The organism is Pseudomonas sp. UBA4617 (assembly GCF_002386445.1).
GTDB lineage: Bacteria > Pseudomonadota > Gammaproteobacteria > Pseudomonadales > Pseudomonadaceae > Aquipseudomonas.
Genome location: NZ_DGIR01000026.1, coordinates 240,209 through 265,508 on the forward strand (window position 1 = coordinate 240,209; position 25,300 = coordinate 265,508).

Below are 25,300 nucleotides of genomic sequence, written 5' to 3' on the forward strand. Positions count from 1 at the left end.
GCGATGATACCGGAATTGTTCAATTTATGAACAACCTTTTGCCGGAATCGCAGAGTGGGCATGAAAACTGCGAACGGTAACTGTCACTCCCTGTCGAAGGGTCTAGGCTCAAAAGTCTCCCTCCGTTTTCGTCAACTTGCCCGAGGATGCCGCATGTCCCAGGAACCCAAAGCTCGTGACGCCGAGGTGGCCGAATTCCGCGCCGCTGTACTGGACAAGCTGACCTACGCGGTTGGCAAGGACCCGGAACATGCCTTCGACCACGACTGGTTCGAAGCCATCGCCCTGGCCGCGCGCGATCACATGGTCGATCACTGGATGGACCACACCCGCCAGGCTTATCGCCGTAGCCAGAAGCGGGTCTATTACCTTTCCCTCGAATTTCTCATTGGCCGCCTGTTGTATGACAGCCTCAGCAACCTGGGCCTGCTCGACATCGCCCGCGATGCACTGCAAGGGCTGGATGTGGACCTGGAGCGGATTCGTCTGCTCGAGCCCGATGCGGCGCTGGGTAACGGCGGCCTGGGGCGTCTTGCAGCGTGCTTCATGGAAAGCATGTCGACCCTCGGTATTGCCGCCCACGGCTATGGCATCCGCTATGAACATGGGCTGTTCCGCCAGGCCATGGTCGATGGTTGGCAGCAGGAACAGACCGAGAACTGGCTGGATTTCGGCAACCCCTGGGAGTTCGAGCGCGCCGAGGTGATCTACCCGATCAGCTTCGGCGGCAGCGTCGAGACGGTGCATGATACGCACGGCCACCAGCGCCAGGTATGGTGGCCGGGCGAGACCGTGCGCGCGGTGGCCTACGACACACCGGTAGTCGGTTGGCGTGGCGCCAGCGTCAACACCCTGCGCCTGTGGCGTGCGCGGGCGCTGGAAGAGCTGCACCTGGAACGCTTCAATGCCGGCGACCACCTTGGGGCGGTAGCCGAAGTCGCGCGGGCCGAGAGTATCTCGCGGGTCCTTTACCCGGCCGACAGCACCGAAGCCGGCCAGGAGCTGCGCCTGCGCCAGGAATACTTCTTTGTCTCGGCCTCGCTGCAGGACCTGTTGCGCCGTCACCTGAACATGCATGACAACCTGCTCAACCTGCCCGATGCGGCGGCCATCCAGCTCAACGACACCCATCCGTCGATTGCCGTGGCCGAGCTGATGCGCCTGCTGGTCGACCAGCATGAAATTCCATGGGATACCGCCTGGGAACTGACCGTGGGCACCCTGGCCTACACCAATCACACCCTGTTGCCCGAAGCCCTGGAAACCTGGCCGGTGGCGCTGATGGAGCGGATGCTGCCGCGGCACATGCAAATCATCTACCTGATCAACGCCTACCATATCGACGCGCTGCGAGCGAAAGGCCTGCATGACTTCGATGTATTGCGGGCGGTGTCGCTGATCGAGGAAGACAACGGCCGTCGGGTGCGCATGGGCAACCTGGCATTTCTCGGCTCGCACAGCGTCAACGGGGTTTCGGCGCTGCACAGCAAACTGATGAAAAGCACGGTGTTCGCCGAGCTGCACAAACTTTACCCGCAGCGGATCAACAACAAGACCAACGGCATCACTTTCCGCCGTTGGCTCTACCAGTCCAACCCGCAGCTAACGGCCATGCTGGTCGAGGCGCTGGGCCCTGAGCTGCTGGATGACCCTGAGGGGCGCCTGGCCGGCCTGGTGCCGTTCGCCGATAAAAGCGCTTTCCGCAAGCAGTTCGCTGCCCAGCGCCTGCACAGCAAGCGTGCCCTCGCCAGCATCATCCAGGACCGCCTGGGCGTTACGGTGAACCCCGAGGCGCTGTTCGACGTGCAGGTCAAGCGCATCCACGAGTACAAGCGCCAGCTGCTCAACCTGCTGCACACCGTGGCGCTGTACCAGGCCATGCGCAATGATCCGGGCACCGACTGGGTGCCGCGGGTCAAGATCTTCGCCGGCAAGGCCGCGGCCAGCTATCACCAGGCCAAGCTGATCATCAAGCTTGCCAACGACATTGCCCGGGTGGTGAACAACGACCCCACGGTGCGTGGCCTGCTGAAGGTGGTGTTCCTGCCCAATTACAACGTCAGCCTGGCCGAATGCATCATCCCGGCGGCGGACCTTTCCGAGCAGATTTCAACCGCCGGCTACGAAGCGTCGGGCACCAGCAACATGAAGTTCGGCCTGAACGGCGCGTTGACCATCGGCACCCTGGATGGCGCCAATGTGGAAATGAGCGAGCAGGTCGGGACCGACAACATGTTCATCTTCGGCCTCACTGCGCAGCAGGTGGAAGCGCGGCGGCGCGGCGGAGATTTCGGCGCCACGGCGGCGATTGCCGCGTCCAGCCGCCTGAACGACGTGCTGCAAGCCATCCGCAGCGGGGTATTCTCGCCGGATGATCCGTCGCGCTACACCGCGCTGATCGATGGGCTGGTGGCCTATGACCGCTTCCTGGTGTGTGCCGATTTCGACGCCTACTGGGACGCCCAGCAGCGGGTCGAGGATTTGTGGCACAAGCCGCAGGAGTGGTGGCGCATGGCGGTGCTGAACACCGCGCGAATGGGCTGGTTCTCGTCGGACCGGACCATTCGTGAATATGCCAGCGAGATCTGGAAGGCTCTGGATTGATTCGAGCCTGAACTGGCCTGTTCGCGGGCATGCCCGTGAATAGGCCTATAACCAGACCGTTGGCCTGGCGCACGCTGAACTCCCGACCTATTGTGCCGTCTGAGAGCCGTGGCGAGTCTCATCACTCGCTAGCCTGCAACTCTCCCTGTAAACTGCGTGGGTTTTTATCCCGCCAATCCTTTCGGAGCCATACATGTCCCGCGTTACCCTGAGTCGCTATCTGATTGAGCAGACACGCAGCAACAATACCCCTGCCGATCTGCGCTTCCTGATCGAGGTGGTGGCGCGTGCGTGCAAGGAAATCAGCCATCACGTGTCCAAAGGCGCCCTCGGTGGCGTGCTGGGCAGCATGGGCACTGAAAACGTGCAGGGCGAAGTCCAGAAGAAGCTGGACGTGATTTCCAACGACATCCTGCTGGAGGCCAACGAGTGGGGTGGCCACCTGGCCGGCATGGCCTCCGAAGAAATGGACAACGCCTACCAGATCCCGGGGAAGTACCCGAAAGGTGCCTACCTGTTGGTCTTCGACCCGCTGGACGGCTCGTCCAACATCGACGTCAACGTGTCGGTCGGCACCATCTTCTCGGTACTGCGTTGCCCTAACGAGTACCTGAGCCAGAACGAAACCCTGAACGAAAACGCCTTCCTGCAGCCAGGCACCCAGCAGGTCGCTGCCGGTTACGCCATCTATGGCCCGCAGACCATGCTGATCCTGACACTGGGCAACGGCGTCAAGGGCTTCACCCTGGACCGCGAGCTGGGCAGCTTCGTCCTCACCCACGAAAACATCCGCGTGCCGGAAACCACCGCCGAATTCGCCATCAACATGTCCAACCAGCGCCACTGGGAAGCACCGATCCAGCGCTACGTAGGCGAACTGCTGGCAGGCGAGACCGGCCCGCTGAAAAAGAACTACAACATGCGCTGGATCGCCTCGATGGTGGCCGACGTGCACCGCATCCTCACCCGTGGCGGCCTGTTCATGTACCCACGTGACGCCCGCGAGCCGAGCAAGCCGGGCAAACTGCGCCTGATGTACGAAGCCAACCCGATGTCGTTCATCATCGAGCAGGCCGGCGGCGCTTCCACCAACGGTTACGATCGCATCCTCGACATCCAGCCTGAGAGCCTGCACCAGCGCGTGTCGGTAATCCTCGGCTCGAAGGAAGAGGTCGAGCGCGTTACCGCCTACCACAAGGAGTAAGTCATGCTCGCACCTTGGCAGCCGTTGCTGGAGTGGTGGTTCGGTTGGGGCACCAGTCCCCAGGCCGTGGCTGACGAGAAGAGCACGCTGTGGTTCGGCAAGCATCACGATGCCGAGGCCCATGCGCTGTTTGGTGATCTGGTCGAGCAGGCCCTGGCCGGCGGGCTCGACGAGTGGCAGCAGAGCCCGCAGGGCTGGCTGGGCCTGCTGATCCTGCTGGACCAGCTGCCGCGCATGATCTATCGCGACACGCCACGTGCCTTTGAAGGTGACCGGCGTGCCCAGGTAGTGGCCATGCAGGGCTTGCAGAAGGGCTGGGACTACCAGCTGCTGCCGATCCAGCGGGTATTCGTGCTGCTGGTGCTGGAGCATGCCGAGGTGCTGGACTGGCAAAACCTGTGTGTCGAGCGCTACCAGATACTGCTGGACGAGCAGCCTGAGGCGAACCGCCGCCTGTTCGAAGGCTTCCTCGACTATGCCGAGCAGCACCAGCGGGTAATCGCCCGATTCGGGCGCTTTCCGCACCGCAACCTGGTGCTGGAACGGCCGAGTACCAGCGAAGAGATGGACTTCCTGCTGGAGCCCGGGTCGAGGTTCTGAGGCCAGGGGGCCCGCCGCGCAGGCCGTCGTAACGCAAGGCCGCTTCTTCACGGAAGCGGCTTTTTTATTGCCTGCGCGGTTAATGCTTTGTGATTAATCGCACATTAGTGGCCATCCGACCAATGGTGTAAGGGGAAAGGGGGGAGGGCAGGGAACCTGGGAGGGATTTTTCCGTCGAAGGTCACTGCAGGCCACTCGCCTGTATCCCCTGTCCAGGAGTGTCCTTCATGTCGTTGCGTTCCCTCGCCCTGTTGTCGCTGTGCGTCGTCCTGACTGCATGCAGCAAGATCAATCAGGAAAACTATTCCAAGATCAAGGCCGGTATGACCAAGGCCGAGGTCGAGCAGTTGCTCGGCACACCGACTGAGTGTTCTGGCGCGCTGGGCATGAGCAGCTGCACCTGGGGGGACGAGAAGAGCTTCATCAGTGTGCAGTACGCGGCTGACAAGGTGCTGATGTATTCAGGGCAGGGCCTCAAATGAGGCGCCTGTACCTGCTGATGGGGGTATGCCTGGCGTTGCTGCTGGGTGGCTGTGCCGGCTCGGTGCATGACCCGCTCGCGCCGAAAACCGCTGGCAATGTCGACCTCAAGCGCTACCAGGGAAAATGGTACGAGCTGGCACGCCTGCCGATGCTATACCAGGACGGTTGTGAGCAATCCGAGGCGCACTACAACCTCAGGGTCGATGGCAGCCTGGGCGTGCTCAACCGTTGCCGCACGATGGGTGACGAATGGCTGCGTGCAGAAGGGCACGCGAACATTCAGGAGCCGGGCCACACCGACAAGTTGTGGGTCGAGTTCGACAACTGGTTCACCAAGCTGGTGCCAGGCGTGGCCAGGGGCGAGTACTGGATTCTGTATGTGGACGAGCGTTACCGCACGGCGGTGGTCGGCAGCCCCGACCGCAAGCACTTGTGGCTCCTGTCGCGTACGCCGACGCTACCGGCCTGGGAGCGCGAGAACCTGATGTCCAGGGCGCGGCAACAGGGGTATGACACCAGTCGCTTGATCTGGCGCGCTTCGGACCAGAAAATCGTCAAGATGCATTGAATTGTGGGGCTGCAAGGCAGCCCCAGTACATCTCTAGCCCAACAGCTGGCGCAACACCTCGGCAAATGCCTGCCCGCTGTCCTCTTCCTGCGCATGTCGCCCCTGGCGCACCACCCACTGCCCATTCACCATCACATCGCGCACCTGCCGATCACCGCCAGCAAACAGCCAGCGGTTGAGAATGGCATCACCCTCGGCCATGGCGATGTAAGGGTCCTGCCCATCGAGCACCAGCCAGTCGGCCCGCTTGCCCACCGCCAGCTCCCCGACCGCCTGCCCCAACGCTTGTGCGCCACCCGTCAGCGCCGCGTCATACAAGGTGCGCCCGACCATCGGCTGGTCGCCACGATGCAGGCGGTTACGCCGCTGGTCACGCAGCCGCTGGCTGTATTCCAGCCAGCGCAGCTCCTCCACCACGCTCAGCGATACATGGCTGTCCGAGCCGATGCCCAGGCGGCCGCCCTGTGCCAGGTAGTCCACCGCCGGGAAGATCCCGTCGCCCAGGTTGGCTTCGGTGGTCAGGCACAGTCCCGCCACCGCGCCGCTGCGGGCCATCGCGGTGACTTCGTCCGGCTCGGCGTGGGTGGCATGTACCAGGCACCAGCGCCGGTTCACGTCCACATGCTGGTACAGCCACTGCAACGGACGCTGGCCGCTCCAGGCCAGGCAGTCATCGACTTCCTTCTGCTGCTCGGCGATGTGGATATGTACCGGGCATTGCTGGTCGCTGGCTGCCAGGACCTCGGTAATCTGCCCAGGGGTCACCGCCCGTAGCGAGTGGAAGCACAAACCCAGTTGCTGTGCCGGTTGGCCGGCCAGCAGAGGGGCCAGCTGCGCTTGCAACTGCAGGTACCTTTCGGTGGAGTTGATGAAACGCCGCTGCCCGTCATTCGGCGCCTGGCCGCCGAACCCGGCATGGCTGTACAGCACCGGTAACAAGGTCAGGCCGATACCGCTGTCAGTGGCAGCCGCGCAGATGCGGCGGGACAGCTCGGCCGGGTCGGCATAGGCCTGGCCGGCCTGGTCGTGGTGCACGTAGTGGAACTCGGCTACCGAGGTGTAGCCAGCCTTGAGCATCTCGATGTACAGCTGGCGGGCGATGACCTGCAGTTGCTCCGGGCTGATCTGGCCGACCAGGCGGTACATCAGGTCACGCCAGGTCCAGAAGCTGTCGTTGGGATTGCCGGCCACCTCCGCCAGGCCCGCCATGGCCCGCTGGAAGGCATGCGAGTGCAGGTTGGGCATGCCTGGCAGCACAGGGCCACCAAGGCGCTCTGCGCCTTCGGCACTGGCCTCGGCTTCGACTGCCGCCAGAGTGCCGTCGGCGGCTACCTCGAAACGGACATTGTGGGCCCAGCCGGTGGGCAGGAGGGCACGTTCGGCGTAATAGGCGGGCATTGCGCTATCCTGTTATTGTTCAACTTGTATATACATATACAGCCGTTTGCCTGCCGGGTAAACTCCGGCAAGCTACCATCAATCTATTCGCACAAGGATCAAACGCCGTGCCGACACCTTCTGTTTCCGCGCTGGTGGCCCAAATGGGCGAGGGCCCGGCGCCGCTGTACGCCCGGGTCAAGCAGATGATCGCCCAGCAGATCGAAAATGGCAGCTGGCCGCCGCACCACCGCGTGCCGTCCGAAAGCGAGCTGGTCAGCCAGCTGGGCTTCAGCCGCATGACCATCAATCGCGCGTTGCGCGAGCTGACCGCCGAAGGGCTGCTGGTGCGCATGCAGGGGGTCGGTACCTTCGTTGCCGAGCCCAAGACCCGTTCGGCGCTTTTCGAAGTCAACAATATCGCCGATGAAATCGCCGCCCGTGGCCACCAGCATCGCTGCCAGGTGATCACCCTGGCCGAGGAAACCGCTGGCTCCGAACGCGCCCTGGCCCTCGATATGCGCGAAGGCCAGCGGGTGTTCCATTCGTTGATCGTGCATTACGAAAACGGCGTCCCGGTGCAGATCGAAGACCGTTACGTCAATGCCCTGATCGCCCCGGACTACCTCAAGCAGGATTTCACCTTGCAGACGCCCTACGCCTACCTGTCCCAGGTAGCGCCGCTGACCGAGGGCGAGCACGTTGTCGAAGCCATCCTTGCCGAGCCTGAGGAATGCAAGCTGCTGCAGATCGAGCACGGTGAGCCATGCCTGTTGATCCGCCGCCGCACCTGGTCCGGTCGCCAGCCTGTCACCGCGGCGCGGCTGATCCACCCCGGTTCCCGTCATCGCCTGGAAGGACGTTTCAGCAAATGAGCCAAGTGCACTGGCTGCGTGCCAAAGACTACCCGCGCATGCCGTGGAAGAACGGTGGTGGCTTCACCGAGGAAATCACCCGCGATGCCGGTGACGGGCTCGAGGGCTTCGGCTGGCGTCTGTCGATAGCCGATATCGAGGCCTCCGGTGGGTTCTCTACCTTTGCCGGTTATCAGCGCATCATCACCGTGCTGCAAGGGGATGGCATGCGCCTTACAGTGGATGGCCAGCCCAGCCGGCCGCTGGTGCCCTTCGATGCCTACGCGTTCAGCGGTGAAAGCCAGGTGAGCTGCGCGCTGCTGGGTGGGGCGATTCGCGACTTCAACCTGATCTACGCACCACTGCGTTACCGTGCTCGACTGCAGTGGTACCACGGCGGCAGCCGGTTGTTCAGTGCCGCCGGCACGGTGCTGGTGTTCAGTGGCCAGGCGCAATTGCAGGTGAGTATCGACGGCCAGTTGCAGCCGACGCTGGAGCTGTATGATTGCTTGCAACTGAGCGGTAACGACCGCCTGCTGGAAGTGGAAGTGCTCGGACGTTGCTGTGTTATCGAGCTGACTGCGCTTTCGTAATATCCGCCGGCCCTTCGCAACCCGGCGAAAGGGCCGCACATCGCCCACCAAGAGTTACCCGGTAACGCCCCGAAAAAGTCTGGTCTGTTACCGAACGCCCCAAGATGGCGCAATGCCCAGCGGGCCTCGTCCCCCTCGCCAATCTTCTCGCCAGTTTTTTTCAATTTCCTGCATCCCTTGAGCCATCGGGCCTGCAACGCCATAAGCGGCCCTCTGGAAGCGCCCGGAAAAGCAACTTGGCCGTCCGATTGCATATGCTTGTATGTACAAGTAAAGCCAAGTGAGCGAAAGTGGATAGGCCGTCCACTTCGCGCTGTACAAACCGCACCACTGGCCCGCCGATCGCGTCGGGTTTTGGATAGATCGCTCGAGGAGCACTTTTCGTGACTGACAACAAGCTGAACAAATTCCGTGACGTCGAGATCCGCGCCCCGCGTGGCAACAAGCTGACCGCCAAAAGCTGGCTGACCGAAGCGCCGCTGCGCATGCTGATGAACAACCTCGACCCGCAGGTTGCCGAAAACCCGAAAGAACTGGTGGTGTATGGCGGCATTGGCCGCGCCGCACGCAACTGGGCTTGCTACGACAAGATCGTCGAGAGCCTGACCCAGCTGAACGACGATGAAACCTTGCTGGTGCAGTCGGGCAAACCGGTCGGTGTGTTCAAGACCCACGCCAACGCCCCGCGCGTGCTGATCGCCAACTCCAACCTGGTACCGCACTGGGCCAACTGGGAGCACTTCAACGAACTGGATGCCAAGGGCCTGGCCATGTACGGCCAGATGACCGCCGGCAGCTGGATCTACATCGGCAGCCAGGGCATCGTCCAGGGCACCTATGAAACCTTCGTCGAGGCAGGCCGCCAGCACTACGGGGGCAGCCTCAAAGGCAAGTGGGTGCTGACCGCGGGCCTGGGCGGCATGGGCGGCGCCCAGCCACTGGCCGCCACCCTGGCCGGCGCCTGCTCGCTGAACATCGAGTGCCAGCAGAGCCGAATCGATTTCCGCCTGCAGACCCGCTACGTGGACGAGCAGGCCCACGACCTTGACGACGCTCTGGCGCGCATCGCTCGGTACACCGCCGAAGGCAAGGCCATTTCCGTCGCCCTGCATGGCAACGCCGCAGAAATCCTGCCCGAACTGGTCAGACGCGGCGTACGCCCGGACATGGTTACCGACCAGACCAGCGCCCACGACCCGCTCAACGGCTACCTGCCAGCGGGGTGGACCTGGGAGCAGTATCGCGACCGTGCGCAGACCGAGCCGGCTGCCGTGGTCAAGGCCGCCAAGCAGTCGATGGCCGTCCACGTGCAGGCCATGCTCGACTTCCAGAAGCAAGGCGTGCCGACCTTCGACTATGGCAACAACATCCGCCAGATGGCCAAGGAAGAGGGCGTCGCCAATGCCTTCGACTTCCCGGGGTTCGTCCCGGCGTACATCCGCCCACTGTTCTGCCGCGGTATTGGCCCGTTCCGCTGGGCCGCGCTGTCCGGCGATGCCGAGGACATCTACAAGACCGACGCCAAGGTCAAGGAACTGATCCCGGATGACGCCCACCTGCATCGCTGGCTGGACATGGCCCGCGAACGCATCAGCTTCCAGGGCCTGCCGGCCCGTATCTGCTGGGTTGGCCTGGGGCTGCGGGCCAAGCTGGGCCTGGCGTTCAACGAGATGGTGCGCAGTGGCGAGCTGTCGGCCCCGATCGTGATCGGTCGCGACCACCTCGACTCGGGTTCGGTTTCCAGCCCCAACCGCGAGACCGAGGCCATGCAGGATGGTTCGGATGCCGTGTCCGACTGGCCGCTGCTCAATGCGCTGCTGAACACCGCCAGCGGTGCCACCTGGGTTTCGCTGCACCATGGCGGTGGCGTGGGCATGGGCTTCTCCCAGCACTCTGGCATGGTCATCGTATGTGACGGCACCGATGCGGCGGCCGAGCGTATCGCCCGCGTGCTGACCAACGACCCGGCCACCGGGGTGATGCGTCACGCCGACGCGGGTTACCAGATCGCGATCGATTGCGCCAAAGAGCAGGGTCTGAACCTGCCGATGATCACTGGCTGATCGTCCACGGGGTGCTGCGGGCCGAGCCACGCAGCACCTTCATGGAGCCAGCTTTTTTCTTGCAAGGACTGCCGAATTCCACTTTCAAGTTTGGGAGCGTCACGCAATGAAAACCAACAAGACCTTGCTTGCTTCGCTGTTTGCCCTTGGCCTGCTCGGTGCTGCCGGTAGCAGCCAGGCCGCTGGCTGGTGCGAGTCTGGCAAGCCGGTGAAGTTCGCCGGATTGAACTGGGAAAGCGGCATGCTGCTGACCGACGTGATGCAATTCGTGCTGAAGAACGGCTATGGCTGCTCGACCGACAGCCTGCCCGGTAACTCCATCACCATGGAGAACGCGCTGGGCACCAATGACATCCAGGTGTTCGCCGAAGAGTGGGTTGGCCGCAGCGAGGTCTGGAACAAGGCCGAAGCCGCCGGCAAGGTGGTCGGTGTCGGCGCTCCGGTCGTAGGCGCGGAGGAGGGCTGGTACGTGCCGCGCTACGTGATCGAGGGCGACGCCAAGCGCAACCTCGAAGCCAAGGCGCCGGACCTCAAGCGCGTGGCTGACCTGGCCAGGTATTCCAGCGTGTTCAAGGACCAGGAAGAGCCCAGCAAAGGTCGCTTCTACAACTGCCCGGCCGGTTGGACCTGCGAGCTGGACAACACCAGGATGCTCAAGGAGTACGGCCTGGAGAGCAGCTACACCAACTTCCGCCCCGGCACCGGCCCTGCGCTGGATGCCGCCGTGCTGTCGAGCTACAAGCGCGGCGAGCCGATCCTGTTCTACTACTGGACACCCACCCCGCTGATGGGCCAGGTCGACCTGGTCAAGCTGCAGGAAAAGGACGGCGTGGACAAGACCGTGTCGATCAAGGTCGGCCTGTCCAAAACCTTCCACGACGAGGCGCCGGAGCTGGTCGAGGTACTGCAGAAGGTCAACCTGCCCATCGACCTGCTGAACCAGAACCTGGCACGCATGACCAAGGATCGGATCGAGTCGCCTGTGCTGGCCAAGGCGTTCCTCAAGGAACATCCTGAAGTCTGGCAGGCCTGGGTCAGCGAAGCGGCTGCCAAGAAGATCAACGCGGCGCTCTGAGCGTCCTCAGCTGATGAGTGGAACCTATGTTTCCTGACAACCTGACATTCTCCATCGCCGACTGGGTCAACGGCTGGGTCGACGCCCTGGTGACCAACTATGGGGATGTGTTCCGGCACATCTCCGATACCCTGCTGTGGGCGATCGTCAGCCTCGAAGGCATGCTGCGGGCGACACCCTGGTGGCTGATGCTCGGCGTGGTGGCTGTCATCGCCTGGCACGCCACCCGGCGTGTCGTGCCGACCCTGGTGATCACCGGCCTGCTGTTCCTGGTGGGGGCCGTCGGCCTGTGGGACAAACTGATGCAGACGTTGGCGCTGATGTTGGTGGCCACGCTGATCTCGGTCCTGGTGGGCATCCCCCTGGGCATCCTGTCGGCGCGCAGCAACCGCCTGCGCGCGGTGCTGATGCCGCTGCTGGACATCATGCAGACCATGCCCAGCTTCGTGTACCTGATCCCGGTGCTGATGCTGTTCGGCCTGGGCAAGGTGCCGGCGATCTTCGCCACGGTGATCTACGCGGCGCCACCGCTGATCCGCCTGACCGACCTGGGTATTCGCCAGGTCGACGGCGAAGTCATGGAAGCGATCAACGCCTTCGGCGCCAACCGTTGGCAGCAACTGTTCGGCGTGCAGCTGCCGCTGGCGCTGCCGAGCATCATGGCCGGTATCAACCAGACCACCATGATGGCCCTGTCGATGGTGGTGATCGCCTCGATGATCGGTGCCCGTGGCCTGGGCGAGGACGTGCTGGTCGGTATCCAGACCCTCAACGTCGGTCGTGGCCTGGAAGCGGGCCTGGCCATCGTGATTCTCGCGGTGGTGATCGATCGCATTACCCAGGCCTATGGCCGGCCACGCCATGAGGTGAGCAAATGAGCATGCAGCCGATCAGCAAGATCGAAGTGAAAAACGTCTTCAAGATCTTCGGCGATCGTGCCGACGAGGCCCTGCAGTTGATCCGCAACAACCACGGCAAGGACCAGGTGCTGGCGCAGACCGGTTGCGTGGTTGGCGTCAACGACCTGTCGTTGTCCATCGGCAGTGGCGAGATCTTCGTGATCATGGGCCTGTCCGGTTCGGGCAAGTCGACACTGGTACGCCATTTCAACCGCCTGATCGATCCCACCAGCGGGCAGATCCTGGTCGATGGCGAGGACATCCTGCAGTACGACATGGACGCCCTGCGCGAATTTCGTCGGCGCAAGATCAGCATGGTGTTCCAGAGCTTCGGCCTGCTGCCGCACCGCAATGTGCTGGACAACGTCGCCTATGGCCTGAAGGTGCGCGGCGAGAACAAGCAGCTGTGTGCCGAACGCGCCCAGCAGTGGATCGAGACCGTCGGCCTGAAGGGCTACGAGAAGAAATACCCGCACCAGCTGTCCGGCGGCATGCGCCAACGCGTCGGCCTGGCACGGGCGCTGGCGGCGGATACCGACATCATCCTCATGGATGAGGCATTCAGTGCCCTCGACCCGCTGATCCGCGCAGAAATGCAGGACCAGCTGCTGGAGCTGCAGAAGACCCTGCACAAGACCATCGTGTTCATCACCCATGACCTGGACGAGGCCGTGCGCATCGGCAACCGCATCGCCATTCTCAAGGATGGCCGCCTGATCCAGGTCGGCACGCCGCACCAGATCCTCCACGACCCGGCCGATGAATATGTCGACCGGTTTGTCCAGCGCCGCGCGGTCGCGGTATGAGAGGCAGCATGTTGCAGGTCGATACGGTCACTCTCAGCGGCGCAGCACTGCGCTGGCAGGACATCGCCGCGGTCGCCCGCCAAGGGGCGCGCCTAGAGCTGGCCCCGCAGGTCTGGGCGCGCATCGACAATGCCCAGGCGATTGTCCGCCATATCGTCGCCAGCGGTGAGCGCGCCTATGGCGTGAACACCGGGCTGGGCGCGTTGTGCAATGTTTCGCTGCAGGGCGAGCAGCTCAGCCAGCTGTCGCGCAACACCTTGCTCAGCCACGCCTGTGGTGTCGGCCCGGCGCTGGCCGATGAACAGACCCGGGCGATCATCTGCGCGGCCGTCTGCAACTACAGCCATGGCAAGTCCGGTATCCAGCGCAGCGTGGTCGAGGCATTGCTGGCATTGCTCAACCACGGCATCACCCCGCAGGTGCCGTCCCAGGGTTCGGTTGGCTATCTGACCCACATGGCCCATGTTGGCGTGTGCCTGCTGGGTATCGGCAAGGTCAGTTACCGCGGGCAGCTTGTCGATGCCGCCGAGGCCCTGGCCGATGAAGGCCTGGCACCGGTACAGCTGGGCGCCAAGGACGGCCTGTGTCTGGTCAATGGCACGCCGTGCATGACCGGGCTGGCCTGCCTGGCCCTGGACGATGCCAGCCGGCTGCTGCAATGGGCCGACGTGATCGGCGCCATGAGCTTTGAAGCGCTGCGCGGCCAGATCGCCGCCTTCGACCCCGAGATCATTGCCCTCAAGCCCCACCCGGGCATGCAGGTGGTGGGCGCGAACCTGCGAGCGCTGCTGGCCGACAGCGAAGTGATCGCTGCTAGCAAAGGCATCCGTACCCAGGACGCCCTGAGCATCCGCTCGATCCCGCAGGTGCACGGCGCCGCCCGCGACCAGCTGGTGCATGTGGTGCAGCAGATCGAGGCCGAACTCAACGGCGCCAACGACAACCCGCTGCTGCTGGGCACGCCGGACGACTTCCGGGTGGTCTCCCAGGCCAACCCGCACGGCCAGTCGGTGGCCCTGGCGGTCGACCTGCTGGCGATTGCCATGGCCGAGATCGGTGCGATCGCCGAGCGTCGCCTGGACCGCCTGGTCAACCCGCTGGTCAGCGGCCTGCCGGCGTTTCTGGTCAGCAACCCGGGGGTCAACTCAGGGATGATGATCGCCCAGTATGTGGCCGCCGCGCTGTGCGCGCAGAACCGTCAACTGGCGCAACCGGCAGTACTCGACAACTACGTCACTTCCGGGCTGCAGGAAGACCATCTGAGCCTGGGTACCAATGCAGCGCTCAAGCTGCACCAGGTGCTGGAGAACTGTTTCCAGATCCTGGCCATCGAGTACCTGCTGGCCGCCCAGGCCTTCGAATTCTTCAATGGCCAGCGCTTCGGCGTGGGTACCCATGCCGCCTGGCGCCTGCTGCGTGAGCAGGTGCCGGCGTACGTGGAAGACCGCTGGCTGGCGCCGGACATCGCCCGCGCCGCGGCCCTGTTGAAATCCTCGCTCGCGCCGCAGCCTGTGCTGCCGGCCGCGCACTGAACAATAGAAAGGAGACTTTACATGGAAGCCCTGAACCTCATTCCTGGCCAGCTGACCCTGGCCCAGCTGCGCGGTATCCACCAGGCGCCAGTGCACCTGAGCCTGGATGCCAGCGCCGCGCCTGCCATCGACGCCAGTGTTGCCTGCGTCGAGCAGATCATTGCCGAAGACCGCACCGCCTATGGCATCAACACCGGTTTCGGCCTGCTGGCCTCGACCCGCATCGCCAGCCACGACCTGGAAAACCTGCAGCGCTCGCTGGTGCTGTCTCACGCCGCCGGTGTCGGCGCGCCGCTGGACGATGACCTGGTCCGGTTGATCATGGTACTGAAGATCAACAGCCTCAGCCGCGGCTTCTCCGGCATCCGCCGCAAGGTCATCGACGCGCTGATCGCCCTGGTCAACGCCGAAGTCTACCCGCACATTCCACTCAAGGGTTCGGTGGGCGCCTCCGGCGACCTCGCCCCGCTGGCGCACATGTCGCTGGTACTGCTCGGCGAAGGCAAGGCCCGCCACCAGGGTCAGTGGCTGCCGGCCACCGAAGCCCTGGCGGTTGCCGGCCTCGAGCCGCTGACCCTGGCCGCCAAGGAGGGTCTGGCCCTGCTCAACGGTACCCAGGCTTCCACCGCCTATGCCCTGCGTGGCCTGTTCCAGGCCGAAGACCTGTATGCAGCGGCCATCGCCTGCGGCAGCCTGAGCGTCGAAGCGGCACTGGGTTCGCGCTCGCCGTTCGATGCGCGTATCCACGAAGTGCGTGGCCAGCGGGGCCAGATCGATACCGCTGCCTGCTTCCGTGACCTGCTGGGCGACTCCAGCGAAGTCTCGCTGTCGCACAAGAACTGCGACAAGGTTCAGGACCCGTACTCGCTGCGCTGCCAGCCGCAGGTCATGGGCGCCTGCCTGACCCAGTTGCGCCAGGCCGCCGAAGTACTGGGCATCGAGGCCAACGCCGTGTCGGACAACCCACTGGTGTTCGCCGCCGAGGGCGACGTCATTTCCGGCGGTAACTTCCACGCCGAGCCGGTGGCCATGGCCGCCGACAACATCGCCCTGGCCATCGCCGAAATCGGCTCGCTCAGCGAGCGCCGCATCTCGCTGATGATGGACAAGCACATGTCCCAGCTGCCGCCGTTCCTGGTGGAAAACGGCGGGGTCAACTCCGGCTTCATGATCGCCCAGGTCACCGCTGCGGCCCTGGCCAGCGAGAACAAGGCCTTGTCGCACCCACACAGTGTCGACAGCCTGCCGACTTCGGCCAACCAGGAAGACCACGTATCGATGGCCCCCGCCGCCGGCAAACGTCTCTGGGAAATGGCCGAGAACACCCGCGGCGTGCTGGCCATCGAATGGCTGGGTGCCTGCCAGGGCCTTGACCTGCGCAAGGGCCTGAAGACCTCGGCCAAGCTGGAGCAGGCGCGCCAGGCGCTGCGCAGCGAGGTGCCACATTACGACCGCGACCGTTTCTTTGCGCCCGATATCGAAAAGGCCGTGGAACTGTTGGCCAAGGGCTGCCTGACCGGACTGCTGCCGACGGGGGTGCTGCCAAGCCTGTAATACCCTGGGGCCGCACAGCGGCCCCGTCGACCTCACGACCACAAAAACAACTCAAGGACGTGACATGCAACAAGCTCAAGGTCTCAAGCGCGGCCTGTCAGCCCGCCATATCCGTTTCATGGCCCTCGGTTCCGCCATCGGCACCGGCCTGTTCTACGGCTCTGCCTCGGCCATCCAGATGGCCGGCCCGGCCGTGTTGCTGGCCTACCTGATCGGTGGCGGCGCCGTGTTCATGGTCATGCGCGCGCTCGGTGAAATGGCCGTGCACAACCCGGTTGCCGGCTCGTTCGGCCACTACGCCAGCACCTACCTGGGCCCCATGGCGGGCTTCATCCTTGGCTGGACCTACGCCTTCGAGATGGTCATCGTCGCCATTGCCGACGTCACCGCATTCGGTATCTACATGGGCTTCTGGTTCCCGGAAGTGGCACGCTGGGTCTGGGTGCTGGGCATCGTTTTCCTGATCGGCGGCCTCAATTTGTGCAACGTCAGGGTATTTGGCGAAATGGAATTCTGGCTGTCGCTGCTCAAGGTCGGTGCCATCGTGGCGATGATCCTGGCCGGCCTCGGCATCATGGCCTTCGGCTTCAGCCAGGCAGGCAGCCCGCAGGCCGGGGGCATCGGCAACCTGTTCGAGCATGGCGGCTTCATGCCCAATGGCGTGGGGGGGCTGATCGCCTCCTTTGCGGTGGTGATGTTTGCCTTCGGCGGCATCGAGATCATCGGCGTCACCGCCGGTGAGGCCAAGGACCCGCAACGCGTGATCCCCAAGGCGATCAACGCCGTGCCGTTGCGCATCCTGCTGTTCTATGTGCTCACCCTGCTGGTGCTGATGTGCCTGTACCCATGGCCGCAAATCGGCAGTCAGGGCAGCCCGTTCGTGCAAATCTTCAGCAACCTGGGCATTGGTTCTGCCGCCGCGGTGCTGAACATCGTGGTGATTTCCGCCGCGATCTCTGCCATCAACAGCGACATCTTCGGCGCAGGCCGCATGATGTATGGCCTGGCCCAGCAAGGCCACGCCCCGCGCGGCTTCGGCAAGCTGTCGAAACATGGTGTGCCGTGGATGACGGTATTGGTGATGGGCGCTGCACTGCTGATCGGCGTGCTGCTCAACTATCTGATCCCGGAAAACGTGTTCCTGCTGATCGCCTCGATTGCGACTTTCGCCACTGTATGGGTGTGGCTGATGATCCTGCTTACCCAAGTGGCCATGCGCCGCGGCATGAGCCGCGACCAGGTGGCCCGACTGCAATTCCCGGTACCGTTCTGGCCTTACGGCCCGGCCATGGCCATTGCGTTCATGGTATTCATCTTTGGTGTGCTCGGTTACTACCCCGATACACAGGCAGCGTTGCTCGTCGGCGTGCTGTGGGTGGTATTCCTGGTGGCGTCCTACCTGCTGTGGTGCAAGCCGCGCGCGGGGCAGGGCCAGCCGGCTGCGGAACCGGCCGAGCTGCACCGCTAGCAAAGGAGATTGTGCATGACAACCCTATGGCAGAACTGCCATGTGGCAACCATGGCCGAGGGCCGTTACTCGGCCATCGAGAACGCGGCCATCGTCACCCGTGACGGGCTGATCGAATGGCTCGGCCCGTGCGCCGAGCTGGCGACGGTCGAGGCTGAACGCACGGTGGACCTGGGTGGTGCATGGGTCACCCCGGGGCTGATCGACTGCCATACCCACGCGGTATTCGGCGGCAACCGTAGCGGCGAGTTCGAGCAGCGCCTGCAGGGCGTGAGCTATGCCGAAATCGCCGCTCAGGGTGGTGGTATTGCCAGCACCGTGCGGGCGACCCGCGCGGCCAGCGAAGACGAACTGTTTGCCAGTGCTCGCCAACGGGTCCAGGCGCTGATGCGCGATGGCGTCACCACTATCGAGATCAAGTCCGGCTACGGCCTGGACCTGGCCAACGAACGCAAGATGCTGCGCGTTGCCCGGCGCCTGGCTGACGAGCTGCCGCTGGCCGTGCGTAGCACCTGCCTGGCGGCGCATGCATTGCCGCCGGAATACGCCGGTCGGGCCGATGACTACATTGCCCACATCTGCGACGAAATGCTGCCGGCCCTCGCCGCTGAAGGTTTGGTCGATGCGGTAGACGCTTTCTGTGAACACCTGGCGTTCTCCCCGGCCCAGGTCGAGCGGCTGTTCATCAAGGCGCAGGAGCTGGGCCTGCCGGTCAAGCTGCACGCCGAGCAGTTGTCGTCGTTGCATGGTTCCAGCCTGGCGGCGCGCTACCAGGCGCTGTCGGCCGACCACCTGGAGTTCATGACCGAGGAAGATGCCATTGCCATGGCCAAGGCCGGCACGGTCGCTGTGTTGCTGCCAGGGGCCTTCTATTTCCTGCGCGAAACCCAGTTGCCGCCGATGGACGCGCTGCGCCGCCACGGGGTCAGGATTGCGCTTGCCAGCGACCTCAATCCGGGGACTTCGCCGGGGCTGTCGTTGCGCCTGATGCTGAACATGGGCTGCACCTGTTTCCGCATGACCCCGGAGGAAGCCCTGGCCGGCGTCACCCTGCACGCCGCCACGGCGCTGGGCCTGGGCGACAGCCACGGCTCGCTGGAAGTGGGCAAGGTGGCCGACTTCGTCGCCTGGCAGATCGAACGCCCTGCCGACCTGGCCTACTGGCTGGGCGGTGACCTACCCAAGCGCGTGGTGCGCATGGGCCTCGAAATTACCCACTGAGAGGGGCACGATGGACAAGGTACTGAGTTTCCACCAGGGCCGGCTGCCGCTGCTGGTCAGCATGCCGCATGCCGGCCTGAAACTGTCGCCGGTGGTACGAGATGGCCTGGTCGAACAGGCACGCAGCCTGCCGGACACCGACTGGCATATTCCACGGCTGTATGACTTTGCCCGTGAGATGGGCGCCAGTGTGGTGGCAGCGGAGTATTCGCGCTTCGTCATCGATCTGAACCGCCCGGATGACGACAAGCCGCTGTACGCCGGTGCTACCACCGGCCTGTACCCGGACACGCTGTTCGAAGGCGAACCGTTGTTCAAGGACGGTATGGCGCCGACTGACCAGCAGCGCAAGGGATACCTGGAGCAGATCTGGCGGCCTTACCACGACACCATTCGCAACGAACTGGCCCGGCTGCGTGAGCAGTTCGGCTACGCACTGCTGTGGGACGCCCATTCGATCCGCTCGCGGATCCCGCACCTGTTCGACGGCAAGCTACCGGACTTCAACCTGGGTACCTTCAACGGCGCCAGTTGCGACCCGGCCTTGGCCGAGCGGCTGGTAGGTGTATGTGGGCAAGCGCGAGGCTACAGCCATGTGCTCAACGGACGCTTCAAGGGCGGCCATATCACCCGCCATTACGGTGACCCGGCCAGGCACATTCATGCGGTACAACTGGAGCTGGCGCAAAGCACCTACATGGAGGAAGTCGAGCCATTCGTCTACCGTGACGACCTGGCGCGGCCGACCCAACAGGTGTTGAAGCAGCTTCTGCAGACGCTGCTGGAATGGGGGGCGGCGCGATACCGGCAATAAGGTTCGAGCATGCAAGGGGCGACGCGATGCAGGCATACGCGTCGCCCGTCCGCAAGCGTCAATTGGTGTTGACTTGCGCGATAGTAAGTTCGCGCAATAACTCCTGTTCCTCTTGCTCCTTGTCGTCTTGCAGGCCCTGCTGCAGTTTCAGCTCGTGCTCAAGTGCGTGGTCCTTGCTGGCCAGTTCAAGCACACGCAGGCGGAAGCGGGCTTCGATTTCGGCGAAGCGTTCGCTGAACTCGGCTCGCAAGCGTGCGGTCCAGTCGGCATTCGCCAGCATGAAATCCACCAGCGCGTCGCTCAGTTCATTCTGGCGAACCTTTTCCAGCACGCTGGAGAGTTCGTCACTCGCCAGGTTTGCCGCGCCACGAAAACGCATGCTATCGGCGATCGGCAAGTCCAGCTCCCTGGCCAGCCCGCGGCGGTAGGCCAGGCGCACCGAAACCAGGTCGCCCGGGCGGGACCGTTGGTTGGCCAGCAAGTCCAGCTGTTCCATCCGGAACAGTTGCAACAGGCGACGACGCAGGGCTTGCAGGCTATCGCCAGCCTCTGTCAGCAGGCGCTGGCTCATCAGGTACAGTTCGATGTTGTTGAATTCTTGCAGCGCGCCATCATGGCAGGTTTGCGAGCCGGTTTCCGGGTCGGGCAATGCTGCCGCGGCGATGCCTTCCATGACCGGGCGTTCGGTTTCGTTGCTCGCAGCCACAACCAGCATCAGTCGTACCCGCTCGCAGAAGGTGGTGCGCGTGTTTGGGTCGACGTATGGGGCCGCATTGTGCAAACGGCCTACCAGGCGTAACAGGTCACTGCCTTCGAGTTGTTCCCAGCAGTCTTGCAAGGCCTCGTTCTGCGCCGCGTTGCCGAGCATCCAGTCTTCGAGCCTGGGTGTATCGTCGCCGAGCAGCGGGAAGTGAGGGTGATCGAGGGAGCCTTCGCTCGAGGAGTCGACAAGCAGCAGGTTGCCGGGGATATCCAGGGCGAAGGAGTAGCTGTGTTGGCTGTCCGAGAATGCCCGCACGCGCAGGATGGTATCGAGTGGTAGTGGGTTATCGAAAAGCGCGATGGATGAGATCGGCATCGGATCGTTCAGGGTCGTCAGGATGTGCTCGGGCAACTGGCTGATATTGTTCGAACTCAGGTCCAGCAGCTCGAGGGGCAGCAGGCTGTCGCACCAGCTTGGCCAGGTCTGCAGGTTCATGTTGCTCAGCGACAGTGTCTGCAGGTTGCGGGACAGCTGTGCGGGCACCCGGTTGATGATGCCCACACGGTTGCCGGAAAGGTCGATCGAGCTGAGATGCTCCAACCCCGCGAAAATCTCGAGCACGGACTGGTCGATTTCCAGGCCCATGTTGCGGAACTCCAGGTAGGTAAGTCGGGGAACGCGCGCCAGGGCGGAGGCCAGCTCCGGAGTGGCTGCCTGATGAGCATCGATGGTCAACCGGGTGACATTGGGAAAGCGGCGCAGCAACTCATCGAGCTGCGCAGCGCTGCCTCGCAAACGGGTCAGGGTCATTGCCCGTACGCGCTCGCCGAAAAACGCTGGAAGCCGTCGGGGGAAATGCTCGATGGCCACATCTTCGAGTTGCAGGCGCAGGAACTGTTGCCCGCGCTCCTGCTGTTGCCAGAACTCACTGATCGCGGTGCCGATGCGTTGCCGGTCCGCCAACGCTTCCTGGGTGAGCGGGTTGCTTGAACTGGAGGCGTGGGCCCAGCCATCGATTGCATCACGCATCTGCTGTCGCTCATTGCGGATCCGGGTGAGTTGTTCGGCCAGCGCGGCGGGCTGGTCCGTGGTGATCCCGGACATGTCGACATGCTCATTCAACAGCAAACGCTGCAAATGGCTTTCATTGATGCTGTTGCCCTGCAGCGAGATGACCGGCGGGGCCGTGAGGGTTTCAGCTTCATGCAGCAGGAACGATGGCAAGGTCCTGAGGTTGTTGTCGCGCAGGGACAGGTGGGCGATGCGGCCAAGGGCATCACTGCCAATGCCGATCGGCCATTGGGACAATTGCATCTGGTTAAGGCCCAGGTAGTCCAGGGTCAGCTCGTGGAAACTGGGGCTGTTGTTCTGCGCCAGCCGATTACCGCTCAAGTCCAGGTACCTCAACTGGCCAAGGCCTGACAACAGGTTCAGGTCGCTGTCGGATAGCGCGATGTTCTGGTTGGTCAACGCCAGCCGCTGCAGGCCGGGCAAGCTTGCGGTGATGGTAGGAATGCTGAACATGAAGGAGGAGGGCGTTGCCCTGGGGTCATAAGCTCGGCTGATTTCCAGTGACTCGATCTGTGGCATCTGGCTCAGCAGGCGTTGCAGCAAGCGCTCGTTCTGTGCCCAACCTGCCAGGGTTCCTGATGGCAGGTCGACCAGGCTCAGCCTGCGCACGCGGGCAGTGAAGAAGTCGGGCAGCGTCAATGGGACATCGGCCAGAGGGACGCGGGTAATGCGTAGTTCGGTGTTCTGCCCGGCGCCTTCATCCAGCGCGACGTCGTACCAGTGTTGCAGGATCGATTCACGCAGGCTGTCGTAGTCGCGTGCGGCCTGGTCGTTTGTCGGTGTAATGGCTTCGCTCCAGTCTTCCAGGCGGCTCAGCAGTTCATTGCGCTGCTCCAGCAATACCTGCAAATGTCCGAGGATCTGCTGTGGCGAGCGGCCGGTGCTGGAAAGCGTCAGCAGCACCTGGTCCGCCGAGCGCCCGGTACCTGTGGCCAGCCCTGTGGCTTCGACCGCTTCGAGCAGGCGCTGGCGGGTAACGCCTGGTGCGGCTGCGCCGCCGCCACTGAGCGGGTAGCCCAGGCGGCCATCTGCCAGGCGCATGGGCGAGCGGTAGCCGGGGCGCACCGGCTGCATGCGCAGAAGCGCCCTCAGTGCCGGGCGGGGTAGCAATGGGCTTTCCTGTACCAGGTGCTCGAGCGCCTGCTGGTCGGCGATATCCATTTCTTTCATGACTGCCGGCAGCGCCTTGTACAAGGCGGCGTAAAGGTTCGGGTAGAGGTTGATGGCTGCACCCGGCTGGCCATCGTCGTGAACGATGTAGCCTGCCTTGGCGTGGGTAATGGTGTTGTACGGGCGCCCCTCCAGCGGGCCCAGCTCATAGTCCTCGGCCGGCCACGACATGCGCTGCAGCAGGCGTATCCGGGTTTCGGCAGGCCAGCCCGGTAGCTGCGCCAGGGTGTGCACGATCAACCGGTCGCTATCCCAGTTCGGCACGCACGACAGGTACAGCCCTTCGTAGGCGCGGGTAAGGCGGATCTGCTGCCGGTAGATGCGGATTTCTTCGCTCAGGCGCATGGGCACCTTGCCGTTGCCAAGCATCTGCAGTTCGCTGCTACTGGCGGCGCGGGCCAGTTCGTTGGCAACCACTGCCGGCAGTTGTGGATACACCCGCTGGAGGGCTTCGGCGCCCGGTGCCAGTGCGATCGGCAAGGCGGTGTAAGCCCTGTGAAATTCGACAGAGCGAGTGCTGGTGTCAGGTAGCTGGCGGAGGCTGTCGTCCAGTCTGAAGCGTTGCAGGGTGTCTTCGAGCAAGGCTGGCAGCCGCTGGTTGTTCGCCAAGGCCCGGCGCAATTGGTTTTCGTCGCTGCCGCTGAGGGCCACGATGCGTTGCAGCGTCGTCTCGTCGAAATGCGCGTTCAGGTGGCCGATACGGCGCAACAGCTGCATGCCTGACCAACTCAGTGGTCGATCCGTGCTGAGCAGCCAGGCCCCGGCACCATTGTGCCGCAACGGTGGTTGATAACGGCGGGGGTTTTGCGGGTGTTGCAGGCGATACTCGCCGGTTGCCGCGGACTGCTCGACGACGTACTGGTCGCCTTGCAGAACCAACCAGCGCCTGCCGTTGTGCTGGCGCAGGCCGAGCGCGTCTGCTTCGATGCCTTCGGGTAGTCTCTCGGTGCTCCGATAGGGTGCCAGGTCGGGTTTCCACAGGCGAGCCTGGCCATCGGCTGTTTCCACCTCTTCCAGTTCCTCGATGAATGAAGGCGTTTCCACCGGAATACGCTCTATTTCTGGCTCTTCATCATCGCTGTCACCGATCGCCTGCTCTTCCACGGCCGCGCCGGCCTCACCGCCCTTTGCGCCCTTCAAGGCTTTGGCTGCCGCGTTGAGCGCCGTCATGAGCGCTACGTTTTCGACTACATCGACCAGGTAACCAAAGGCGATGTCGCGTTCGTCGTTTTGCCAGGCCTCGATGCCGTCATACACCTCGCAGGCCAGTTGGGTCACGCACACGGCCAGCATCGCCTCACCCAGCCCGGGTACGAAGAACCCGGCGATGTTCAAGGCGGTCAACACACGCCCCGCTACCAGCTCCCGGTGCGCCTGCGCTGTGCGTCGGTCGACGATCTCGGTTGGCACGGCATGGAACAGCACATCCTTTTCATGGCGCTGGGCTTTCTGGAAAGCCATGACGCCCTGGAATGCATGGCCGAAGGGCTTTGTGACCGGATTCAGGGTGGCATGCAGGTCCGCAACAGGCTCTCGGATCCCTCGGGTACTCCAGCTCAGTGGTGTGAGTCGGTCCTTGAGGCGGGCGATAACGGACGGTTTGTCACGGTCGCAGATGTGTTTGTCCAGGTAGTGGATATCGGCCTGCAACCTTTCGCCGAGCTCGGCCAGCAAGGCTTCCTGGCTGGTGAACTCCTTCAGGGGTCGCGTACTGTCTTGCGGGATATACAGGGCCACGGCCTGGCGATCGGCTGCCTGCAGCGTGAGGAGCACGACGCCGGTCAGTTCCGCCTCCCACAAATCGAGCAAGCTGAACGTTACTGTCGAGTTGGCCGATGGCGCCTGGTCAAGTGGCGCGGCAAGGGCGGCGGCGTACAGCGTTTCGCTGATGTCCCCCTTGAGCCGGGCGAAATGCAGCGTTTGCCTGAACGCCGAAACCTCGGCCCGCCCCAAGGTTTCATAGATGGCCAGTGCGGCTTGGTCGGCGTCTGCTCGCGGCATGCCCGTCGGGTAGTAGATGGCATGCACCTGCTCATGGTACTTGCCGCCGATATCCAGCGTGCGACACAAGTCGGCAAACGCTTCGGCGGTGAGGTCTACCGTATTGGTGATCGGCACCGTGCCCATGAAGCGGCGGTGATCGAGGATGACTGACTTCTTCAGCAAGGCATCAGGCGCATCCATGCCGTGCTCCGCAGCGGCGGCCTGGTCGAAGTTGTGCAGCGCGCAGTGCAGCAGCGAACGGGTGGCCCGATCGATCGCCTGACGGCTGTCTATCGCGTTACGGCTATCGATCAGGCGGGCATCGACCAGGTAGGTGTTGCGCACGTCCAGGTCAAGCCCGAAGCGCTGCCTGATCGCCTCGGTCAGCATTTCGCTGGCGTAGGTTTCCAGGTCAGGTAGCTGCTCGAACAGTTTGTGCACCTGCGCCTGGTGCTCGCGGTGCCGTGCATGTTCTTTTTGCCAGGCCCTGGCGACTTCCGGTTGCTGCTGGATGGCTGCCGACAGCCAGGCGGGGGCCTGCTGCCAGTTGCGCATCGCACGATGGGTTTCGGGCGGGGCAAGCTTGAGCCAGGCGGGGATCTTGCGTTCGATGGTGGCGTAATGAGCGCCAGGCTGGGAAAGCGCTGGGTTTGGCATG

Annotated in this window: 18 protein-coding genes; 16 read left to right on the plus strand and 2 right to left on the minus strand. The window is 63.6% G+C overall.

What is annotated here, in order from left to right:
* Positions 1-153 precede the first annotated feature (153 nt).
* The 5 genes from B4L76_RS12205 (at position 154) to B4L76_RS12225 (ending at position 5,459) form a co-directional block, all read left to right on the plus strand.
* Entirely contained in the window at positions 154-2,604 is a 2,451-nt protein-coding gene (locus B4L76_RS12205) for a glycogen/starch/alpha-glucan phosphorylase (RefSeq protein ID WP_296232768.1), read from the plus strand.
* A gap of 193 nt (positions 2,605-2,797) precedes the next feature.
* A complete protein-coding gene (locus B4L76_RS12210) occupies positions 2,798-3,808 on the plus strand; it encodes a class 1 fructose-bisphosphatase (RefSeq protein WP_296232770.1) in 1,011 nt (336 codons plus the stop codon).
* A 3-nt stretch (positions 3,809-3,811) separates the two neighbouring features.
* Positions 3,812-4,408: a DUF924 family protein gene (locus B4L76_RS12215; protein ID WP_296232771.1), complete on the plus strand. Its 597-nt coding sequence runs from the start codon at positions 3,812-3,814 to the stop codon at positions 4,406-4,408.
* Positions 4,409-4,635: 227 nt separating this feature from the next.
* Positions 4,636-4,890, plus strand: a complete 255-nt coding sequence (gene bamE / locus B4L76_RS12220) for an outer membrane protein assembly factor BamE domain-containing protein (RefSeq protein ID WP_296232772.1) — start codon at positions 4,636-4,638, stop codon at positions 4,888-4,890.
* Complete coding sequence (locus B4L76_RS12225; protein WP_296232773.1) at positions 4,887-5,459, plus strand: lipocalin family protein; 573 nt, start codon at positions 4,887-4,889, stop codon at positions 5,457-5,459. Before bamE ends, B4L76_RS12225 begins: the two co-directional genes overlap by 4 nt.
* Positions 5,460-5,492: 33 nt before the next feature.
* On the opposite strand, the gene B4L76_RS12230 is transcribed toward B4L76_RS12225, so the two are convergent.
* On the minus strand, positions 5,493-6,857 hold the full coding sequence (locus B4L76_RS12230; RefSeq protein WP_296232775.1) for a formimidoylglutamate deiminase: 1,365 nt from the start codon (positions 6,855-6,857) through the stop codon (positions 5,493-5,495).
* A 143-nt stretch (positions 6,858-7,000) separates the two neighbouring features.
* Between B4L76_RS12230 and hutC the strand changes: the two genes are divergently transcribed.
* The 11 genes from hutC (at position 7,001) to hutG (ending at position 19,715) form a co-directional block, all read left to right on the plus strand.
* Entirely contained in the window at positions 7,001-7,711 is a 711-nt protein-coding gene (hutC, locus tag B4L76_RS12235) for a histidine utilization repressor (RefSeq protein ID WP_296232820.1), read from the plus strand.
* A complete protein-coding gene (locus tag B4L76_RS12240) occupies positions 7,708-8,283 on the plus strand; it encodes a HutD family protein (protein ID WP_296232777.1) in 576 nt (191 codons plus the stop codon). The genes hutC and B4L76_RS12240 overlap by 4 nt, the downstream gene beginning before the upstream one ends.
* Positions 8,284-8,666: 383 nt before the next feature.
* Positions 8,667-10,346, plus strand: coding sequence for a urocanate hydratase (gene hutU / locus B4L76_RS12245; RefSeq protein ID WP_296232779.1), 1,680 nt, complete (start codon positions 8,667-8,669; stop codon positions 10,344-10,346).
* A gap of 106 nt (positions 10,347-10,452) precedes the next feature.
* Positions 10,453-11,421 carry an ABC transporter substrate-binding protein gene (locus B4L76_RS12250; RefSeq protein WP_296232781.1) on the plus strand — a complete coding sequence of 323 codons (969 nt, stop codon included), beginning with the start codon at positions 10,453-10,455 and terminating at the stop codon, positions 11,419-11,421.
* A 26-nt stretch (positions 11,422-11,447) separates the two neighbouring features.
* Positions 11,448-12,299 carry an ABC transporter permease gene (locus B4L76_RS12255; protein ID WP_296232782.1) on the plus strand — a complete coding sequence of 284 codons (852 nt, stop codon included), beginning with the start codon at positions 11,448-11,450 and terminating at the stop codon, positions 12,297-12,299.
* A complete protein-coding gene (locus tag B4L76_RS12260) occupies positions 12,296-13,126 on the plus strand; it encodes a quaternary amine ABC transporter ATP-binding protein (RefSeq protein WP_296232783.1) in 831 nt (276 codons plus the stop codon). The genes B4L76_RS12255 and B4L76_RS12260 overlap by 4 nt, the downstream gene beginning before the upstream one ends.
* Positions 13,127-13,134: 8 nt before the next feature.
* Positions 13,135-14,658 carry an HAL/PAL/TAL family ammonia-lyase gene (locus B4L76_RS12265; RefSeq protein ID WP_296232785.1) on the plus strand — a complete coding sequence of 508 codons (1,524 nt, stop codon included), beginning with the start codon at positions 13,135-13,137 and terminating at the stop codon, positions 14,656-14,658.
* Positions 14,659-14,679: 21 nt separating this feature from the next.
* Positions 14,680-16,212, plus strand: a complete 1,533-nt coding sequence (hutH, locus tag B4L76_RS12270; protein ID WP_296232786.1) for a histidine ammonia-lyase — start codon at positions 14,680-14,682, stop codon at positions 16,210-16,212.
* 64 nt (positions 16,213-16,276) lie between these two features.
* Positions 16,277-17,680 carry an amino acid permease gene (locus B4L76_RS12275; protein WP_296232788.1) on the plus strand — a complete coding sequence of 468 codons (1,404 nt, stop codon included), beginning with the start codon at positions 16,277-16,279 and terminating at the stop codon, positions 17,678-17,680.
* Positions 17,681-17,695: 15 nt separating this feature from the next.
* Positions 17,696-18,901 (plus strand): imidazolonepropionase, encoded by a 1,206-nt coding sequence (gene hutI / locus B4L76_RS12280; RefSeq protein WP_296232789.1) that lies wholly within the window; start codon positions 17,696-17,698, stop codon positions 18,899-18,901.
* 10 nt (positions 18,902-18,911) lie between these two features.
* Complete coding sequence (gene hutG, locus B4L76_RS12285) at positions 18,912-19,715, plus strand: N-formylglutamate deformylase (RefSeq protein ID WP_296232791.1); 804 nt, start codon at positions 18,912-18,914, stop codon at positions 19,713-19,715.
* Positions 19,716-19,773: 58 nt separating this feature from the next.
* On the opposite strand, the gene B4L76_RS12290 is transcribed toward hutG, so the two are convergent.
* Complete coding sequence (locus B4L76_RS12290) at positions 19,774-25,299, minus strand: dermonecrotic toxin domain-containing protein (protein WP_296232792.1); 5,526 nt, start codon at positions 25,297-25,299, stop codon at positions 19,774-19,776.
* Position 25,300 lies beyond the last annotated feature (1 nt).

Excerpts from the sequence above, each read along its gene's own strand:
- B4L76_RS12205 (WP_296232768.1), top strand. The coding sequence starts at position 154 with ATGTCCCAGGAACCCAAAGCTCGTGACGCCGAGGTGGCCGAATTCCGC.
- B4L76_RS12210 (WP_296232770.1), top strand. The coding sequence starts at position 2,798 with ATGTCCCGCGTTACCCTGAGTCGCTATCTGATTGAGCAGACACGCAGC.
- B4L76_RS12215 (WP_296232771.1), top strand. The coding sequence starts at position 3,812 with ATGCTCGCACCTTGGCAGCCGTTGCTGGAGTGGTGGTTCGGTTGGGGC.
- bamE (WP_296232772.1), top strand. The coding sequence starts at position 4,636 with ATGTCGTTGCGTTCCCTCGCCCTGTTGTCGCTGTGCGTCGTCCTGACT.
- B4L76_RS12225 (WP_296232773.1), top strand. The coding sequence starts at position 4,887 with ATGAGGCGCCTGTACCTGCTGATGGGGGTATGCCTGGCGTTGCTGCTG.
- B4L76_RS12230 (WP_296232775.1), bottom strand. The coding sequence starts at position 6,857 with ATGCCCGCCTATTACGCCGAACGTGCCCTCCTGCCCACCGGCTGGGCC.
- hutC (WP_296232820.1), top strand. The coding sequence starts at position 7,001 with ATGGGCGAGGGCCCGGCGCCGCTGTACGCCCGGGTCAAGCAGATGATC.
- B4L76_RS12240 (WP_296232777.1), top strand. The coding sequence starts at position 7,708 with ATGAGCCAAGTGCACTGGCTGCGTGCCAAAGACTACCCGCGCATGCCG.
- B4L76_RS12250 (WP_296232781.1), top strand. The coding sequence starts at position 10,453 with ATGAAAACCAACAAGACCTTGCTTGCTTCGCTGTTTGCCCTTGGCCTG.
- B4L76_RS12255 (WP_296232782.1), top strand. The coding sequence starts at position 11,448 with ATGTTTCCTGACAACCTGACATTCTCCATCGCCGACTGGGTCAACGGC.
- B4L76_RS12260 (WP_296232783.1), top strand. The coding sequence starts at position 12,296 with ATGAGCATGCAGCCGATCAGCAAGATCGAAGTGAAAAACGTCTTCAAG.
- B4L76_RS12265 (WP_296232785.1), top strand. The coding sequence starts at position 13,135 with ATGTTGCAGGTCGATACGGTCACTCTCAGCGGCGCAGCACTGCGCTGG.
- hutH (WP_296232786.1), top strand. The coding sequence starts at position 14,680 with ATGGAAGCCCTGAACCTCATTCCTGGCCAGCTGACCCTGGCCCAGCTG.
- B4L76_RS12275 (WP_296232788.1), top strand. The coding sequence starts at position 16,277 with ATGCAACAAGCTCAAGGTCTCAAGCGCGGCCTGTCAGCCCGCCATATC.
- hutI (WP_296232789.1), top strand. The coding sequence starts at position 17,696 with ATGACAACCCTATGGCAGAACTGCCATGTGGCAACCATGGCCGAGGGC.
- hutG (WP_296232791.1), top strand. The coding sequence starts at position 18,912 with ATGGACAAGGTACTGAGTTTCCACCAGGGCCGGCTGCCGCTGCTGGTC.
- B4L76_RS12290 (WP_296232792.1), bottom strand. The coding sequence starts at position 25,299 with ATGCCAAACCCAGCGCTTTCCCAGCCTGGCGCTCATTACGCCACCATC.